Origin of the sequence: Mesorhizobium sp. M1348 (assembly GCF_040317925.1) — a bacterium.
Taxonomy (GTDB): Bacteria; Pseudomonadota; Alphaproteobacteria; order Rhizobiales; family Rhizobiaceae; genus Mesorhizobium.
Genome location: NZ_JAMYLH010000013.1, coordinates 91,457 through 106,907, shown reverse-complemented (window position 1 = coordinate 106,907; position 15,451 = coordinate 91,457). Strand labels below are relative to the sequence as shown.

At 61.7% G+C, this 15,451-nt stretch carries 17 protein-coding genes; 10 read left to right on the top strand and 7 right to left on the bottom strand.

What is annotated here, in order from left to right; genetic code table 11:
• Positions 1-93: 93 nt before the first annotated feature.
• A complete protein-coding gene (locus NKH13_RS21350; protein ID WP_023674867.1) occupies positions 94-606 on the bottom strand; it encodes a single-stranded DNA-binding protein in 513 nt (170 codons plus the stop codon).
• 208 nt (positions 607-814) lie between these two features.
• Here NKH13_RS21350 and NKH13_RS21345 point away from each other — a divergent pair, with 208 nt between their 5' ends.
• The 9 genes from NKH13_RS21345 to NKH13_RS21305 all read left to right on the top strand — a co-directional run bounded on the left by NKH13_RS21345 (position 815) and on the right by NKH13_RS21305 (position 8,474).
• A complete protein-coding gene (locus NKH13_RS21345; protein WP_352720144.1) occupies positions 815-1,204 on the top strand; it encodes a cupin domain-containing protein in 390 nt (129 codons plus the stop codon).
• Positions 1,205-1,287: 83 nt separating this feature from the next.
• Positions 1,288-1,602 (top strand): ArsR/SmtB family transcription factor, encoded by a 315-nt coding sequence (locus tag NKH13_RS21340; RefSeq protein ID WP_292653450.1) that lies wholly within the window; start codon positions 1,288-1,290, stop codon positions 1,600-1,602.
• A complete protein-coding gene (locus tag NKH13_RS21335; protein ID WP_352720143.1) occupies positions 1,599-2,123 on the top strand; it encodes an SRPBCC family protein in 525 nt (174 codons plus the stop codon). Before NKH13_RS21340 ends, NKH13_RS21335 begins: the two co-directional genes overlap by 4 nt.
• A gap of 26 nt (positions 2,124-2,149) precedes the next feature.
• Positions 2,150-2,755 carry an ATP-dependent Clp protease proteolytic subunit gene (locus NKH13_RS21330; RefSeq protein WP_352720142.1) on the top strand — a complete coding sequence of 202 codons (606 nt, stop codon included), beginning with the start codon at positions 2,150-2,152 and terminating at the stop codon, positions 2,753-2,755.
• A gap of 93 nt (positions 2,756-2,848) precedes the next feature.
• Entirely contained in the window at positions 2,849-3,142 is a 294-nt protein-coding gene (locus NKH13_RS21325; protein WP_352466425.1) for a hypothetical protein, read from the top strand.
• A gap of 698 nt (positions 3,143-3,840) precedes the next feature.
• Positions 3,841-6,762: an excinuclease ABC subunit UvrA gene (gene uvrA / locus NKH13_RS21320; protein WP_352720140.1), complete on the top strand. Its 2,922-nt coding sequence runs from the start codon at positions 3,841-3,843 to the stop codon at positions 6,760-6,762.
• Positions 6,762-7,172 (top strand): DUF302 domain-containing protein, encoded by a 411-nt coding sequence (locus NKH13_RS21315; RefSeq protein WP_352720139.1) that lies wholly within the window; start codon positions 6,762-6,764, stop codon positions 7,170-7,172. The genes uvrA and NKH13_RS21315 overlap by 1 nt, the downstream gene beginning before the upstream one ends.
• The gene (locus tag NKH13_RS21310; protein WP_352720137.1) at positions 7,169-7,639 is read left to right on the top strand and encodes a GNAT family N-acetyltransferase; all 471 of its coding nucleotides are present in this window, start codon (positions 7,169-7,171) and stop codon (positions 7,637-7,639) included. The genes NKH13_RS21315 and NKH13_RS21310 overlap by 4 nt, the downstream gene beginning before the upstream one ends.
• Before the next feature lie 28 nt (positions 7,640-7,667).
• Positions 7,668-8,474, top strand: coding sequence for a DUF72 domain-containing protein (locus NKH13_RS21305; protein ID WP_352720135.1), 807 nt, complete (start codon positions 7,668-7,670; stop codon positions 8,472-8,474).
• Between the two features lie 46 nt (positions 8,475-8,520).
• Here the strand turns inward: NKH13_RS21305 and NKH13_RS21300 are convergent, their stop codons facing one another.
• From NKH13_RS21300 to urtA, 6 genes are all read right to left on the bottom strand, one after another.
• The gene (locus NKH13_RS21300; RefSeq protein ID WP_352466420.1) at positions 8,521-8,721 is read right to left on the bottom strand and encodes a hypothetical protein; all 201 of its coding nucleotides are present in this window, start codon (positions 8,719-8,721) and stop codon (positions 8,521-8,523) included.
• Between the two features lie 217 nt (positions 8,722-8,938).
• Positions 8,939-9,634 carry an urea ABC transporter ATP-binding subunit UrtE gene (gene urtE, locus NKH13_RS21295; RefSeq protein WP_352720133.1) on the bottom strand — a complete coding sequence of 232 codons (696 nt, stop codon included), beginning with the start codon at positions 9,632-9,634 and terminating at the stop codon, positions 8,939-8,941.
• Between the two features lie 70 nt (positions 9,635-9,704).
• On the bottom strand, positions 9,705-10,451 hold the full coding sequence (gene urtD / locus NKH13_RS21290) for an urea ABC transporter ATP-binding protein UrtD (protein ID WP_352466419.1): 747 nt from the start codon (positions 10,449-10,451) through the stop codon (positions 9,705-9,707).
• A 7-nt stretch (positions 10,452-10,458) separates the two neighbouring features.
• Positions 10,459-11,691, bottom strand: coding sequence for an urea ABC transporter permease subunit UrtC (gene urtC, locus NKH13_RS21285; RefSeq protein WP_352466418.1), 1,233 nt, complete (start codon positions 11,689-11,691; stop codon positions 10,459-10,461).
• Entirely contained in the window at positions 11,688-13,304 is a 1,617-nt protein-coding gene (gene urtB / locus NKH13_RS21280) for an urea ABC transporter permease subunit UrtB (RefSeq protein WP_352720132.1), read from the bottom strand. The genes urtC and urtB overlap by 4 nt, the downstream gene beginning before the upstream one ends.
• Before the next feature lie 101 nt (positions 13,305-13,405).
• Positions 13,406-14,716: an urea ABC transporter substrate-binding protein gene (gene urtA, locus NKH13_RS21275; RefSeq protein ID WP_352720131.1), complete on the bottom strand. Its 1,311-nt coding sequence runs from the start codon at positions 14,714-14,716 to the stop codon at positions 13,406-13,408.
• Between the two features lie 300 nt (positions 14,717-15,016).
• Between urtA and NKH13_RS21270 the strand changes: the two genes are divergently transcribed.
• Complete coding sequence (locus NKH13_RS21270; RefSeq protein WP_352466416.1) at positions 15,017-15,412, top strand: hypothetical protein; 396 nt, start codon at positions 15,017-15,019, stop codon at positions 15,410-15,412.
• Positions 15,413-15,451 lie beyond the last annotated feature (39 nt).

Here is a 15,451-nt window from a genome sequence, read left to right as displayed (position 1 = left end):
AACGTCCCGAAAATCCAAGACAGATTTTCGGGACGCCATTTCGTGGCCAAGGTGCTGGCGCTTTTCGCCGCAAGGGCAGTCCGCCCCGAGAAATCAGAACGGGATTTCGTCGTCCAGCTCGCGCGACGAACCACCGCCGCCGCCCTTGTTGGCGCCACCGCGATTGAAACTTTCGCCCGGGCCGGACTGGCCGAAATCGGAACCGCGGCTCGCACCACCACCGGCATAGTTGCCGACCTGGCCGCCGCCCTCGCCCCGCGCATCGAGCATCTGCAGCTCGCCGCGGAATTTCTGCAACACGACTTCGGTCGTATAGCGGTCATTGCCGGTCTGGTCCTGCCATTTGCGCGTCTGCAGCTGGCCCTCGACATAGACCTTCATGCCCTTCTTCAGATACTGCTCGGCCACCTTGGCGATCTGGTCGTTGAAGATCACGACATTGTGCCACTCGGTCTTTTCCTTGCGCTCTCCGGATGTCTTGTCGCGCCAGCTTTCCGACGTCGCGATGCGAATGTTGACAACCGGGTCACCCGAATTCAGGCGGCGGATTTCAGGGTCCGCCCCGAGGTTGCCCACCAGAATGACCTTGTTGACGCTACCCGCCATGATACTTCTCCGCGCTCATCCGAAACCAGATTTCTGTCGCTGCACCTTACAGGCTACGGATAATCCCTGCCTGCCGTCGCTGCCTTTTCCCACAACGTTTTTGTTCTCTTTTCGTTCTATAGTACAGGCCCTGCACTGTCAATAGTTGTCAGTAAGAATTAGTGTCTTGACGTCGAATTTCCACAGGCCATGGGATCGAGGCGAACGCATGAAGATGGTTGCGCATGACGATCAGCCGCAAGAAGAATGGCGGGCGGGAGTAAAGACCCGAATGCATGTCTCGGCCCGCAACGGCGCAACTCAACTTTGCATATTCGAACAATGGGTCGAACCAGCGGCTGGCGCCCCGACACATTGGCACCCGGTCGAGGAAGTGCTTACCGTCATCGCCGGCAGAGCCGAGATGTGGATCGACGAAGAGCATGTCGTCTTGACTGCCGGACAGTCGCTTGTTGTTGCCGCGCGCAGGCAACATGGCTTCCGAAACGTCGGCTCCGAAATGCTTCATATCCATGCCGTGCTCGCGTCACCAGTTTTCGAGGCGACGTTCAACGGATCCCCCGACATGGTGAGACGCTGGCTTTCAGCGAGTTTGTAAAACCTCGCCTGTCTTAAAAAACACCTCCTGTCTTAAAAAAACACGGCTTGCCAAACCGATAAGTATTGACTTATGCTTTCGGCATGATCGAAGCAGAGATTTTTCGGGCACTGGCCGATCCAACGCGTCGCGCCGTCTATGAGCGGCTCGCCGACGGCGAGATGACGGTGTCTGAACTGCGCACTGGCATGCCGGTATCGCAGCCGGCGGTATCGCAACATCTCGCAGTGCTGCGCGGCGCCGGCCTCGTGGTCGAGCGCCGGGCCGGTCGCAACGCCTATTACCGCGCCGATCCGAAGGGGCTTGCGCCACTGCTCGGCTGGATCGAACGCTACCGCGCGTTCTGGCCAGAGCGCATCGAAAGGCTCAAGACGGTTTTGAAGGACATGGACCAATGACCAGCCGAGGCAAAGAACGCGCGGAAATGGCGGCAGACAAGATCGAGTTCGAGTGCGAGCTGCCCGAGCCGCCGGAAAAGGTGTGGCGGGCGCTTACGGTGCCGGACCTGCTCGCGGCCTGGATGATGCCAAACGACATCAAGCCCGAAATCGGCAACCGCTTTGCCTTTAGAGCGCCGAATGCGCCGATCGAGTGCGAAATCCTCGACGCCGATCCCGGACGGCTGCTGCGCTATTCCTGGCGGGAGCGGCCGGCGCCCGGCGGTACGCAGGTGCCGCCCGGCAGCCCCGTGGACCGCCCAATGAACGACAGCCCAGTGGACAGCATCGTCACCTTTACGCTTGACCGCACCGTTTCCGGCGGCACGCATCTGCGCATCGTCCATGATGGTTTTGCTGGGGCAGCGATGCCGGAGATCGCGATGGCAGGCGCCGGTTGCCGGCTTTCCTTTGAAGCGCACACTCCCAGGCACAAGCAGATCGCCGCAAACACCCCGCGCCTCTTCCTGCGCGCGGCCTGAACGACAACAGTCAACGGAGACAAACGATGAGCGGCCTTGCCAATCTGGTGCCGATGGTGATCGATCAGTCGAGCCGCGGTGAACGCGCCTTCGACATATTTTCGCGGCTGCTGCGCGAGCGCATCGTCTTCATCAACGGGCCGATCGATGACGGCACGTCGGCGCTGGTCTGCGCCCAGCTTCTGTCGCTGGAATCCGACAATCCCGACAAGGAGGTCTCGCTCTACATCAACTCGCCGGGCGGCGTGGTGACCAGCGGTTTCGCCATCTATGATACGATGCAGTATATCAGTTGCCCGGTCTCCACCGTTTGTATGGGTTTCGCCGCCTCGATGGCCTCGTTCCTTTTGATGGCCGGCACGCCAGGGCGGCGTATCGCGCTACCCAACACCAGCATCGTGCTGCATCAGCCTCTCGGCGGTTTCCAGGGCCAAGCCTCCGACATCCAGCGCCATGCCGAGGGCATCCTTCGCACCAAGCGGCGCATGACCGATCTTTACGCCCACCATTGCGGCCGCACCTACGAAGAAGTGGAACGCACGCTCGACCGCGACTTTTTCATGACCGCACAGGAGGCCAAGGATTGGGGCCTCGTCGACCATGTTTTCGACACTCGCAAGCAGGCCGCGTGAAGCACCTTCGAACGGAACTGAGCGATATGAGGGCTGGCAACTCTCAGCGCCGCCGGTCTGGCTTCGGCGCTATCGCCGCACTATAGTCAGGTGATGACCGCCATTCGTTCATCCAGCCTATGCCTTGCCATTGCCGCCATTGTGGGCACGAACATGCTGGTGGGCATGGCACTTGCCCAAGATAATTCGACGTCTTCGCAAAAGGGCGCCCTGCCCGGTGTGACGAGTGACTATCGCATCGCCGAGCCAACTCCGCAGCCCGAGCCCGACGACGCGGTTCCAAGCAGCGGCAACGGCACGTTCAAGATCGGCGATACCGATGTTCGGATTTCCGGCAGCATCACCATCGATGTCGCTACCGGCGGGATCAGGCCCTCCAGCCGCTAAGTTCGCCTGGTGTGAACCACAAATATTGCGCTTCAAACGAACAGCCCCGCCATTGCTTTTGCAACTGACGGGGCTTCTTGGATCTAAAATCCAAATTGCCGGGAGTGTACTGCCGGCTTTTTATTTCGGATGCTTCGCGGCGTTCAGCCGACGATCCGACTAGCAGTCTCTGATTGTTGTGGGGATCGGCAGATCAACGTTGGCAGGTAGCGCTAAACGCCTGACCTGGCTACTTATACCTGCCGCGGCTCCAGCGACACGTGGAGCCTCAAGGAACTATCCGGTGGAGTCATGCCTCTGCTCTCCTTCTGTTCGTTGCGACTGTCGTCGTCGAAGCGCTCATCGCATAACCCGCGGCGTCTCGCAGGCTAGCCCCAGGCCGCGAGGCCATCGAAAGACGGCCAGCTTCGTTGACGTTTGGAGTCTGCCCCCGTGACGCATGGACGTCAACCTTGAATAGCCGATTACCGAAAAATGTGATCGCGAGACGCTTTGTGAAGCCGGCTGTACGGGCAGCTTTTGTCAGGAGCGTGTTCGGCCTTTGTTCTTTCCGCTTGCCCGTTCGCGCGAAAGGCGGTTAAACGCTTTGGTCGAGAGTTGTGGCGTCTCTCGAAAAGGCGGCGAAATTACCTACATAGGGGATGGTCGGGAAAACCCGCCCATCCCACGAATTCCAGATTCTGAGGCGGCGACCGGCGATGGCCGACCATAAATATCTCTCCATTCGCGGGGCACGCGAACACAATCTGAAGAATGTCGATCTCGACCTGCCGCGTGACAGCCTGATCGTCATGACCGGCCTGTCGGGGTCGGGCAAGTCGTCGCTTGCCTTCGACACCATCTACGCCGAGGGCCAGCGCCGCTATGTCGAGAGCCTTTCGGCCTATGCGCGGCAATTCCTCGAAATGATGCAGAAGCCGGACGTCGACCAGATCGACGGCCTGTCGCCAGCCATCTCCATCGAGCAGAAGACCACCTCGAAGAACCCACGCTCGACGGTCGGCACCGTCACCGAGATCTACGATTATATGCGGCTTTTGTTCGCCCGCGTCGGTGTACCCTATTCACCGGCCACTGGCCTGCCGATCGAGAGCCAGACGGTTTCGCAGATGGTCGACCGGGTGCTTGCAGTCGAGGAAGGCACCCGGCTGTTCATCCTGGCGCCGATGGTGCGCGGCCGCAAAGGCGAGTACCGCAAGGAACTGCTGGAGCTGCAGAAGAAAGGTTTTCAGCGCGTCAAGGTCGATGGCGTCTTCTACGAGATCGCCGACGTGCCGGCGCTGGACAAGAAGTACAAGCATGACATCGACGTTGTCGTCGACCGCATCGTCGTGCGCGGCGATCTGGCGACGCGGCTCGCCGATTCCATCGAGACCGCGCTGAAGCTGGCCGACGGACTGGCGGTAGCGGAATTTGCCGACAAGCCGCTCGACGCCAGCCAGACCGGCGAGGATTCGGTCAACAAGTCGAAGAACGAGACGCATGAACGCATGCTGTTCTCGGAAAAGTTCGCCTGCCCGGTGTCCGGTTTCACCATTCCCGAGATCGAGCCTAGGCTGTTCTCCTTCAACAATCCGTTCGGCGCCTGCCCAACCTGCGACGGGCTCGGCAGCCAGCGCGCCATCGATGCCAGCCTGGTCGTGCCCGACGAGAATGTTTCGCTGCGCGCTGGCGCCGTCAGCCCGTGGGCGAAGTCGACCTCGCCCTATTATGCGCAAACGCTGGAAGCGCTGGGCGTTGCCTATGGCTTCAAGCTCGGCGACAAGTTCAAGGATTTGAGCGAGGAGGCAAGGCAAGCCGTCCTGCACGGCACCGGCGAGCGCGAAATCACCTTCCACTACGATGACGGCCTGCGCTCCTACAAGACGACGAAAACCTTCGAGGGCGTCATCCCCAATCTCGAGCGCCGCTGGAAGGAAACCGAATCCGCTTGGATGCGCGAGGAGATCGAGCGCTTCATGTCGGCCACGCCCTGCCCGGCCTGCCGCGGCTATCGGCTGAAGCCCGAGGCGCTCGCGGTCAAGATCGCCGGCAAGCACATTGGCGAGGTCACCGAGCTGTCGATTCGCAAGGCCGACCAGTGGTTCACCGACCTGCCTGCTTCGCTCAATGACAAGCAGAACGAGATCGCGGTGCGCGTGCTCAAGGAAATCCGCGAGCGGCTGCGCTTCCTCAACGATGTCGGGCTCGACTACCTGACGCTGTCGCGCAACTCCGGCACGCTGTCGGGCGGCGAGAGCCAGCGCATCAGGCTCGCCTCGCAGATCGGCTCCGGCCTGACCGGCGTGCTTTACGTGCTGGACGAGCCGTCGATCGGTCTGCACCAGCGCGACAACGCCCGCCTGCTCGACACGCTGAAGCATCTGCGCGACATCGGCAACACGGTCATCGTCGTCGAGCACGACGAGGACGCCATCCTGCATGCCGATTACGTTGTCGATATCGGCCCGGCCGCCGGCATTCATGGCGGCCACATCATCGCCCAGGGCACGCCGCAGCAGATCATGGCGACGCCCGCTTCGATCACCGGTAAATATCTGTCGGGCGAGCTCGAAGTGGCGACGCCAGCCGTTCGGCGCGATGCCAAGAAGAACCGCCGGCTGAAGGTCGTCGGCGCGCGCGGCAACAATCTAAAGAACGTCACCGCCGAAATCCCGCTCGGCACGTTTACCGCCGTCACCGGCGTGTCCGGCGGCGGCAAGTCGACCTTCCTGATTGAGACCCTGTTCAAGGCGGCGTCGCGCCGCATCATGGGCTCGCGTGAACATCCGGCCGATCACGACCGGATCGAGGGGTTGGAATTCCTCGACAAGGTCATCGACATCGACCAGTCGCCGATCGGGCGCACCCCGCGCTCCAACCCCGCCACCTATACCGGCGCCTTCACGCCGATCCGGGACTGGTTCGCTGGCTTGCCGGAGGCCAAGGCGCGCGGCTACCAGCCGGGCCGCTTCTCGTTCAACGTCAAGGGCGGCCGCTGCGAGGCCTGCCAGGGCGACGGCGTCATCAAGATCGAGATGCATTTCCTGCCCGACGTCTATGTCACCTGCGATGTCTGCCACGGCAAGCGCTATAACCGCGAGACGCTGGACGTGCTGTTCAAGGGCAAGTCCATCGCCGACGTGCTCGACATGACGGTCGAAGAAGGCGTCGATTTCTTCGCCGCCGTGCCCGGCGTGCGCGACAAGCTGGAGACGCTGAAACGGGTCGGCCTCGGCTACATCCATGTTGGCCAGCAGGCGACGACTTTGTCGGGCGGCGAGGCGCAGCGCATCAAGCTTGCCAAGGAACTGTCGCGCAAGGCGACCGGCAAGACGCTCTACATTCTCGATGAGCCGACCACCGGCCTGCATTTCCACGACGTCGCCAAGCTGCTTGAAGTGCTGCACGAGCTGGTCGACCAGGGCAACACGGTCGTCGTCATCGAGCACAATCTAGAGGTGATCAAGACCGCTGACTGGGTGCTCGATCTTGGCCCCGAAGGTGGTGACGGCGGCGGCGAGTTAGTGGCGTCTGGCACGCCTGAGGACATCGTTCGCGAAAAACGCAGCTATACCGGGCAGTTCCTGAGGGAATTGCTCGAGCGGCGCCCCGGAGGCAAGCGCGAAGCGGCGGAGTGATGGCAAAGAACGGTCTCATCACGGTCCAAAGCCGCTTCGGCGTGACCGAAACGATCGATCGCCTGGTCGAGACTGTGGAACGTGCAGGATTGCTGGTCTTCGCCCGCATCGATCACGCCGCCGGTGCGCGCAGTGTCGAAGCATCACTGCGTCCAACCGAACTCCTGATTTTCGGCAATCCGAAAGGTGGTACGCCACTGATGCAGGACCGGCAGCTTGCCGGCATCGATCTGCCGGTCAAGGCACTGGCCTGGGAGGACGAACAAGGCAAGGTCTGGCTCTCCTACAATGACGCGCACTGGATGGCTGATCGCCACGACTTGGGCGACGCCAGTCGCAATGCCGTCGCTGCGATCGCGGCCGGCATGGACAAGGTGATTGCGGCCGCTGCCGGCGCGGGCCAGTTTTGATCATGAGAGCCGCTCGTCCCGGTGATCTCCCCACGGTGATCTCGCTCACCACCGACGCATACGCGCCCTACACTGCCCTGTTCGGAGCGCCGCCGATCCCCGTCACCGAGGACTATGCGCCGCGCATCCACCGCGGCGAAGTCTGGCTTTCGGAGCAAGATGGACAGACGGCTGGCCTGATCGTTCTCGAACGACATGCGGACCATACAATGATCTTCAGCGTCGCCGTTGCGCCCGCCTTTCAGGGCAAGGGTTTCGGCATCGGGCTGCTCGACTGGGCCGAGCAACAGACGCGCCTGTGGAGCTTGCCTGAAATCCGACTCTACACCAATTCCAGAATGGAACGGAACGTTTCGTTGTATAAGGCCTACGGCTTTCGCGAAACGGGTCGCCGGCCCAATCCATATCGGCCAGGATGGACGGTCGTCGACATGGCGAAAGCCGTCGAGACGACCGCCATCGCGTGATCCTTTTCTGCAAACCGGGAGGACTACCATGACTCAATCAGGAACAATCCGCGCCGGCATGGGCGGCTGGACCTTCGAGCCGTGGGACACGTCCTTCTACCCGGACAAGTTGTCGAAGGCCAAGCAGCTGAATCATGCCAGCCGGCAGGTGCCGACTATCGAGGTCAACGGCACCTATTATTCGAGCTTCAAGGAACCGACCTTCGTCAAATGGGCGAACGAGGCGCCGGATGGTTTCGTCTATTCGCTGAAGGGCAACCGCTTCGTCACCAACCGCCGCGTGCTCGGCGAGGCCGGCGAATCGATCATGCGCTTCCTCGGGTCGGGCGTCGCGGCACTTGGCGACAAGCTTGGGCCGATCCTGTGGCAGTTCGCGCCGACCAAGAAATTCGACCCGGACGACTTCGAGGCCTTCCTCAAGCTGTTGCCGGAAAAGCAGGACGGCGTTGCGCTGCGCCACGCGGTCGAGGTGCGCAACGACAGCTTCGTCGCGCCGGAGTTCGCCGCCTTGGCGCGAAAGCACAAGGCCGCCATCGTCTATGCCGACCACGCCAAATATCCGGGGATTGCCGACGTCACCGGCGATTTCATCTATGCGCGGCTGCAGACCGGCAGCGACCACAATCCCGATTGCTACACGCCAAAGGCGCTCGACGAATGGGCGGCGCGCGCAAAAACCTGGGCGGAAGGCAAGGTGCCGGCCGACCTGCCGCGGGCCGATCCTTCAACCGAGGCGCCGGTCAAGCCACGTGACGTGTTCGTCTACTTCATCACCGAGGGCAAGGTCCGCGCTCCATTCGGCGCCATCGCGCTGATGAAGCGGGTCGCAGGCTGACGCCCCCGCTGTCGGTGGTCTGCCTGGCCGGGTCCTCAACTACCGGCTATGCGGCGCGCTCGTCCGAACGCCGATCAACCCTGACGATCTCGTTGAAAGCATCGAGATCGACATAGAAGACCTTTGTGATCTCCGCGATGAGTTCGTCGTGGTCATACCCCTGCGATTTCAGAATGTTGATGGCTGTTAGGATGTCGACGCGCTCCGTGAGTCGTCGTTTCTGGTAGTCCTCGACATAGCGCTCCATCGACTGGCTCTAGCTCCCAAGCACCCGAAATGTTGGACGACAACAGATCGCTGGAAGGGAGCGGCTTGCGCGCAAGCATGCCGACGCGGCCCGCGCCTTCCCCTGATCTGCCAATTTGAAACTGGTACGGAAAGCGGCCGACTCACCAAGGCCAAGCAAAATCTAACACGCAATCTTCGGCGCGCCAGAGTTGCAAAGTAATAGAATCAATAAGAATTCAGACGGTCAGGAACTTCCGCACGTCCGCCCGGTCGAGATCCTCGGCGGGGCCGGTATGGACGATCTGGCCGCGGTCCATGATATTGACCTCGTCGGCCAATTCCCGGCAGAAATCGAGATATTGTTCGACCAAAAGCACGGCAATGCCTGCCTGGTCGCGCAGATAGCGGATGGCGCGGCCGATATCCTTGATGATCGACGGCTGGATGCCTTCCGTCGGTTCGTCGAGCACCAGCAGTTTCGGCCGCATCACCAGCGCCCTGCCGATGGCAAGCTGCTGTTGCTGGCCGCCGGACAGATCGCCGCCGCGGCGCGCGAGCATCTGCTTCAGCACCGGAAACAACTCGAAGACGTGACCGGGAATGTTGCGATCGGAGCGCTTCAGCGGCGCAAAACCCGATTCGAGGTTTTCCCGCACCGTAAGCAGCGGAAATATCTCCCTGCCCTGCGGCACGAATGCGATGCCCGACCGGGCGCGATCATACGCCGCGCTCCGGTCGAGCGCCTTCCCCTCGAAGGCAACACTTCCGCTCGTCAGCCGATGATGGCCGACGATCGATCTCATCAAACTGGTCTTGCCGACGCCGTTGCGGCCGAGCACGCAGGTGATCTTGCCGGCGCCGGCTGTCAGCGAGACACCGCGCAGCGCCTGGGCAGCGCCGTAATGCAACGTGGCATTGGAGACTTCGAGCATGGTCAGTGCTTTCTCCAACGCCTGAAGAACGAAAGGTCGAAATGATGGAACGGAACGCGCCAGACCATGTTCATCTCCCCAGGTAGACTTCGACGACGCGCTCGTCGGCCGAAACGAAATCGAGCGAACCTTCGGAAAGGACCGAGCCTTCGTGCAGGCAGGTGACCTTGACGCCGAGCTCGCGCACGAAATGCATGTCGTGCTCGACGACGATGACCGAATGGTCGCGCGCGATATCCCTAAGCAGCCGCGCGGTCTCTTCGGTCTCGGCGTCGGTCATGCCGGCGACCGGTTCGTCGACCAGCAGAAGCTTCGGATCCTGCGCCAGAAGCATGCCGATCTCGAGCCATTGCTTTTGGCCATGGCTCAAATTGGCGGCGAGCTCGTCACGCTTGTCGCCGAGCCGGATGATGCCGAGAATGTCGTCGATCTGCCGCACGTCCGCGGCCGAGCGACGATGGAACAGTGCCGGGAAGATCGAGCGCGGGCCTTTCAGCGCCAGCATCAGATTGTCCTCGATCGTGTGGCTTTCGAAGACGGTCGGCTTCTGGAATTTACGGCCGATGCCCATCATGGCGATTTCGGCCTCGTCGTGTTTGGTCAGGTCGACCTCGCCGTCAAAGAAGACCTCGCCCGCGTCGGGCCGCGTCTTGCCGGTGACGATGTCCATCATCGTCGTCTTGCCGGCGCCGTTGGGGCCGATGATCGCCCGCATCTCACCCTTATCGAGCACCAGCGACAGGTTGTTGATGGCGCGAAAACCATCGAAGGAAACCGACACGCCGTCGAGATAGAGGATGGTGTTGCTCTTCGACATCAGGCCATCACTCCGCTGGCTGCGGTTCGGCGCCGGAGGCCGACCAGTCGCCCGGCCTTCTCGCCGCCGAGCGATCGATTTTCGGCGGCACCGGCGCGTCGGGATCGATGCCGGCTTCCTCGGCGGCCGAGGCTGCCCGCATCGCCTTTGCGTTGCCGCGCCAGGAATCCCACATGCCGATGATGCCCTTGGGCAGGAACAGCGTGACGGCGACAAACAGTCCGCCCAGCGCAAACAGCCAGAATTCCGGCAGCACGCCGGTGAACCAAGATTTACCGGCATTGACCAGAAGCGCGCCGATGATCGGCCCGACGATGGTGCCGCGCCCGCCGACGGCCGCCCACACCACCACCTCGATCGAATTGGACGGCTCGAATTCGCCGGGGTTGATGATACCGACCTGCGGCACGTAAAGCGCACCGGCGATGCCGGCCATCACCGCCGACACGGTGAAGGCGAACAGTTTGACGTTCTCCGCCCGCCAGCCGAGGAAGCGTGTGCGGCTCTCGGCATCGCGCACTGCCATCAAAAGCTTGCCGTATTTGGAACCGACGATTGCCCAGGTGACGAAGACGGCAAACGCCAGCATGACGGCGCTGGCCGCGAACAGCGCCGAGCGTGTCATGTCGGCCTGCACGTTGAAGCCTAAAATGTCCTTGAAATCAGTCAGGCCGTTATTGCCGCCGAAACCCATGTCGTTGCGGAAAAACGCAAGCAGCAGCGCATAGGTCATCGCCTGGGTGATGATCGACAGATAGACACCGGTGACGCGGCTGCGGAAGGCGAACCAGCCGAAGACGAAGGCGAGCAGGCCGGGTACCGCAAGCACCATGACCGCCGCGAACCAGAAATGGTCGAAACCATACCAGAACCACGGCAATGCCTTGTAGTTAAGGAATACCATGAAATCCGGCAGCAGCGGATTGCCGTAGACGCCGCGCGAGCCGATCTGGCGCATCAGATACATGCCCATCGCATAGCCGCCGAGCGCGAAGAAAGCGCCATGGCCGAGCGAGAGGATGCCGCAATAGCCCCAGACGAGATCGAGCGCCAAGGCGAGCAGTGCGTAGCACAGGTATTTGCCGGTGAGCGCGACGATATAGGACGGCACGTAAAACGCACTTGTCGGCGAGACCGCAAGATTGAGCAGCGGCACGACGATGGCAACCGCCAGCAGGATGAAGATGGTGATGGCGACGCGGCGGTCGGCGCCGGCAGCAAAGAAGCGTCCCGTGATCATGCTTCCACCGACCTGCCCTTGAGCGCGAACAGCCCGCGCGGGCGTTTCTGGATGAACAGGATGATCAGCACCAGGACGACGATCTTGCCGAGCACCGCTCCAGCGTAAGGTTCGAGGAACTTGTTGACTATGCCGAGCGAGAAAGCGCCGACCAGCGTGCCCCAGAGATTGCCGACACCGCCGAAGACGACGACCATGAAGCTGTCGATGATGTAGCCACGACCGAGATTGGGCGAGACGTTGTCGATCTGGCTGAGCGCGACACCGGCTATGCCGGCAATGCCGGAGCCGAGTGCAAACGTCAGGGCGTCGACCCATGGCGTCCTGATGCCCATCGAGGCGGCCATGCGGCGATTGGCGGTGACGGCACGCATCTGCAGCCCCCAAGGCGTACGTTTCATCACGTAGAGCAGCACCGCGAACACCCCGAGCGCGAATACCAGGATCCAGAGCCGGTTCCAGGTCACGGCAAGCTGGCCGATATTGAACGAGCCGGACATCCATGACGGGTTGCCGACCTCCTGGTTGGTCGGCCCGAAGATGGTGCGTACGGCCTGCTGCAGGATCAGCGAGACCCCCCATGTCGCCAGCAGCGTCTCCAGCGGCCGGCCGTAGAGGAAGCGGATCAGCCCGCGCTCGATGACAAGGCCGACGAGCGCCGCCACCAGGAAGGCCAGCGGCAAGGCGATAACCAGCGACCAATCGAACAGGCCGGGAAAGGAATTGCGGATCACCTCCTGCACGACGAAGGTCGTGTAGGCGCCGAGCATGACCATCTCGCCATGCGCCATGTTGATGACGCCCATGACGCCGAAGGTGATGGCCAGGCCAATCGCCGCCAGCAGCAGCACCGATCCGAGCGATATGCCGTACCAGATATTCTGGCCGGCATCCCAAAGCGCCAGCGTCGAATTGATGTTGGATATCGCCGCCGTCGCCGCGTCCTTCACCGCACCTTCGGAATTGGCCTCCACCGACGTGAGCAGCGACACCGCATCGCGGTCGCCGCGCGCACCGATCAGCGCGATCGCCGCCAATTTGTCGGCCTCCGGCCTGTCTGAAACGAGAACCGACGCGGCGCGTGCCTGTTCGAGCAGCGCCTTGACGCTTGCCACGCCCTCATTGGCGATCGCAGTGTCGAGCGGCTCGATGTTCGCCGCGTCCGGCGTCTTGAACATGGTGTCGGCGGCGGCAATGCGCACGGCCGGGTCCTTGGAGCCAAGTGTCAGCGTGCCCAATGCATCGCGAATGACGCGGCGCAGCGTATTGTTGACCTTGATCTTGGTGATGTCGGCCTTGGCAACTTCGCCCGATCTTTCGCCGGTGAGCGCATCGAGCAGCTCGATGCCGCCGCCGCTCTCCTTGCCGACAAAGACCAGTGAATCGGCCTTGCGGACGTAAAGGCTGCCCTCCGCAAGCGCGGCAAGCGGCCGTTCGACGGCTGGATCGCCGGATGCCGCAAGCTCGCGCACGACGGCTTCTATCGCCGGAAAATTGGCGGCGGTGGCGAATTTGGCGATGACGGCGCGCAGATCTGCTTCGCTGGCGTTCGACGGCAGCAGCGTCCCCAGGAGGAGCAGCAGCATCAGGCCAATCGCGCGGATCAGGATCATTGGTTTCTGGTGGCTGTTGAAGGTTGAATGTCGCCTCCGGGCAGGCTGGAGGAGGAGCCTGCCCGGAGGGCTTGCGGGTCTGGGAGGACAGACCGGGAGGATCAGTTGGTTCCCTTGCCGCCGCATTTGCCGGTGGCAACGTTGAAGTTGCCGCAGGACAGAGGCGCGCGCCAATCGGAGATCAGGTCCTTGGAGTCAGGCAGGTAGTCGGACCACTCGTCGCCCATCACCAGGCCCGGCGTCTGCGACACGGTCTCGAACTGGCCGTCGGCCTGGATCTCGCCGATCAGCACCGGCTTGGTGATATGATGGTTCGGCATCATGGTCGAATAACCGCCGGTCAGGTTCGGCACCGAGACGCCAACCATGGCGTCGATGACCTTGTCCGGATCGGTGGTGCCGGCCTTCTCGACCGCCTTCACCCACATGTTGAAGCCGATATAGTGGGCTTCCATCGGATCGTTGGTGGTGCGCTTGTCGTTCTTGATGAACTTGTGCCAGTCGGCGATGAACTTCTCGTTCTCGGGCGTATCGACGCTTTCGAAATAGTTCCAGGCGGCGAGATGGCCGACCAGCGGCGCGGTGTCGAGACCGGCAAGCTCTTCCTCACCGACAGAGAAGGCCATGACCGGGATGTCCTCGGCCTTGATGCCCTGGTTACCGAGCTCCTTGTAGAACGGCACGTTGGCGTCGCCGTTGACGGTCGAGACGACGGCGGTCTTCTTGCCGGCCGAGCCGAACTTCTTGATCGCCGAGACTTCGGTCTGCCAGTCGGAGAAACCGAACGGCGTGTAGTTGACCATGATGTCTTCGGCAGCAACGCCCTTCGCCTTCAGATAGGCCTCGAGGATCTTGTTGGTGGTGCGCGGGTAGACGTAGTCGGTGCCTTCAAGCACCCAGCGCTTCACCGAACCGCCGTCCTCGCTCATCAGATAATCGACTGCCGGAATGGCCTGCTGGTTCGGCGCCGCGCCGGTGTAGAACACGTTGCGCTCGCTTTCCTCGCCCTCATACTGGACCGGGTAGAACAGGATGTTGTCGAGTTCGCTGAACACCGGCAGTACCGACTTGCGCGACACCGAGGTCCAGCAGCCGAACACCGCCGCGACCTTGTCCTTCGAGATCAGCTCGCGCGCCTTTTCGGCGAACAGCGGCCAGTTCGAAGCCGGATCGACGACCACCGCCTCGAGCTTCTTGCCGAGCAGGCCACCCTTGGCATTCTGCTCTTCGATGAGCATCAGCATGGCGTCCTTCAACGTCGTCTCAGAGATCGCCATGGTTCCCGACAGCGAATGGAGGATGCCGACCTTGATGGTGTCGTCGGCCGCCTTGGCGGGAACGCTCGTCAGCAGGCCGGCGGTGACCACGCCGGCCGAAAACATTTTTGCTAATGTCGAGAAACTACCCCTCATACTTTTTAACTCCCAAGCTGGTTAACTGCATCGGAACAGACCATGCAACGGCTGTGCCAATCACGGGAGCAAGGTCGGAGGATTTGAGATTTCCCAGCTCTGTCAGTCGGTTAATGTATTAGCCGCAGGAGATGAACCTCGCCTGCCATGTTCGAAACGAGAAAGGATCACCCATATCAGCCTAAGTTTTACTCACATATAGGCCAATGCCCTAATTTTGAGCAGCATCATATGAGCGCTGGCGAGGATTGCAGCGCCGGAGCGAAATGAGGCAAGTTCGAACCCTTAACGGGGGACTCTATGGCCTTCAGAGCTTCTTGCATTTTCACCGCCATGCTTCTGCTGGCGACGACGACCGTAGCGCGCGCCGGCTTCAGCGACGGCAAGCTGCCGGACGGCTCCTATCATTGCGAAGTCTACCTGCTCGGCATGTTCCTCAGCCTCGGCGACATCACCATCAAGGGAAACGTCTATAGCGGTCCGGTGAGCTTCGGCATCGCGCCGCAGAGCTACAATTACCAGATGGATGCAGACGGCGTGATCACCTGGCTGGGTCCGCTGGGCGGCTACACCAGTGGCGGCAACTCGATCTCGCTTACGCAGGCGACGCTGGAAAGCGGAACCACCCCGTCCTTCGACATCATCATGAAGCAGCCAGACGGCGCCTTTACCGCCTCGACCTGCACAAAGCGTTGAAAAAAGCGCGGAACCTGGCGAGGTTCCGTACTCCGAAGT

Bases quoted from the DNA above. Each gene is read 5' to 3' on its own strand.
- urtB (WP_352720132.1), bottom strand. From the start codon at position 13,304: ATGATCCTGATCCGCGCGATTGGCCTGATGCTGCTGCTCCTCCTGGGG.
- NKH13_RS21345 (WP_352720144.1), top strand. From the start codon at position 815: ATGAAGATGGTTGCGCATGACGATCAGCCGCAAGAAGAATGGCGGGCG.
- NKH13_RS21305 (WP_352720135.1), top strand. From the start codon at position 7,668: ATGACTCAATCAGGAACAATCCGCGCCGGCATGGGCGGCTGGACCTTC.
- NKH13_RS21335 (WP_352720143.1), top strand. From the start codon at position 1,599: ATGACCAGCCGAGGCAAAGAACGCGCGGAAATGGCGGCAGACAAGATC.
- NKH13_RS21270 (WP_352466416.1), top strand. From the start codon at position 15,017: ATGGCCTTCAGAGCTTCTTGCATTTTCACCGCCATGCTTCTGCTGGCG.
- urtD (WP_352466419.1), bottom strand. From the start codon at position 10,451: ATGTCGAAGAGCAACACCATCCTCTATCTCGACGGCGTGTCGGTTTCC.
- uvrA (WP_352720140.1), top strand. From the start codon at position 3,841: ATGGCCGACCATAAATATCTCTCCATTCGCGGGGCACGCGAACACAAT.
- NKH13_RS21340 (WP_292653450.1), top strand. From the start codon at position 1,288: ATGATCGAAGCAGAGATTTTTCGGGCACTGGCCGATCCAACGCGTCGC.
- NKH13_RS21325 (WP_352466425.1), top strand. From the start codon at position 2,849: ATGACCGCCATTCGTTCATCCAGCCTATGCCTTGCCATTGCCGCCATT.
- urtC (WP_352466418.1), bottom strand. From the start codon at position 11,691: ATGATCACGGGACGCTTCTTTGCTGCCGGCGCCGACCGCCGCGTCGCC.
- urtE (WP_352720133.1), bottom strand. From the start codon at position 9,634: ATGCTCGAAGTCTCCAATGCCACGTTGCATTACGGCGCTGCCCAGGCG.
- NKH13_RS21330 (WP_352720142.1), top strand. From the start codon at position 2,150: ATGAGCGGCCTTGCCAATCTGGTGCCGATGGTGATCGATCAGTCGAGC.
- NKH13_RS21315 (WP_352720139.1), top strand. From the start codon at position 6,762: ATGGCAAAGAACGGTCTCATCACGGTCCAAAGCCGCTTCGGCGTGACC.
- NKH13_RS21300 (WP_352466420.1), bottom strand. From the start codon at position 8,721: ATGGAGCGCTATGTCGAGGACTACCAGAAACGACGACTCACGGAGCGC.
- urtA (WP_352720131.1), bottom strand. From the start codon at position 14,716: ATGAGGGGTAGTTTCTCGACATTAGCAAAAATGTTTTCGGCCGGCGTG.
- NKH13_RS21350 (WP_023674867.1), bottom strand. From the start codon at position 606: ATGGCGGGTAGCGTCAACAAGGTCATTCTGGTGGGCAACCTCGGGGCG.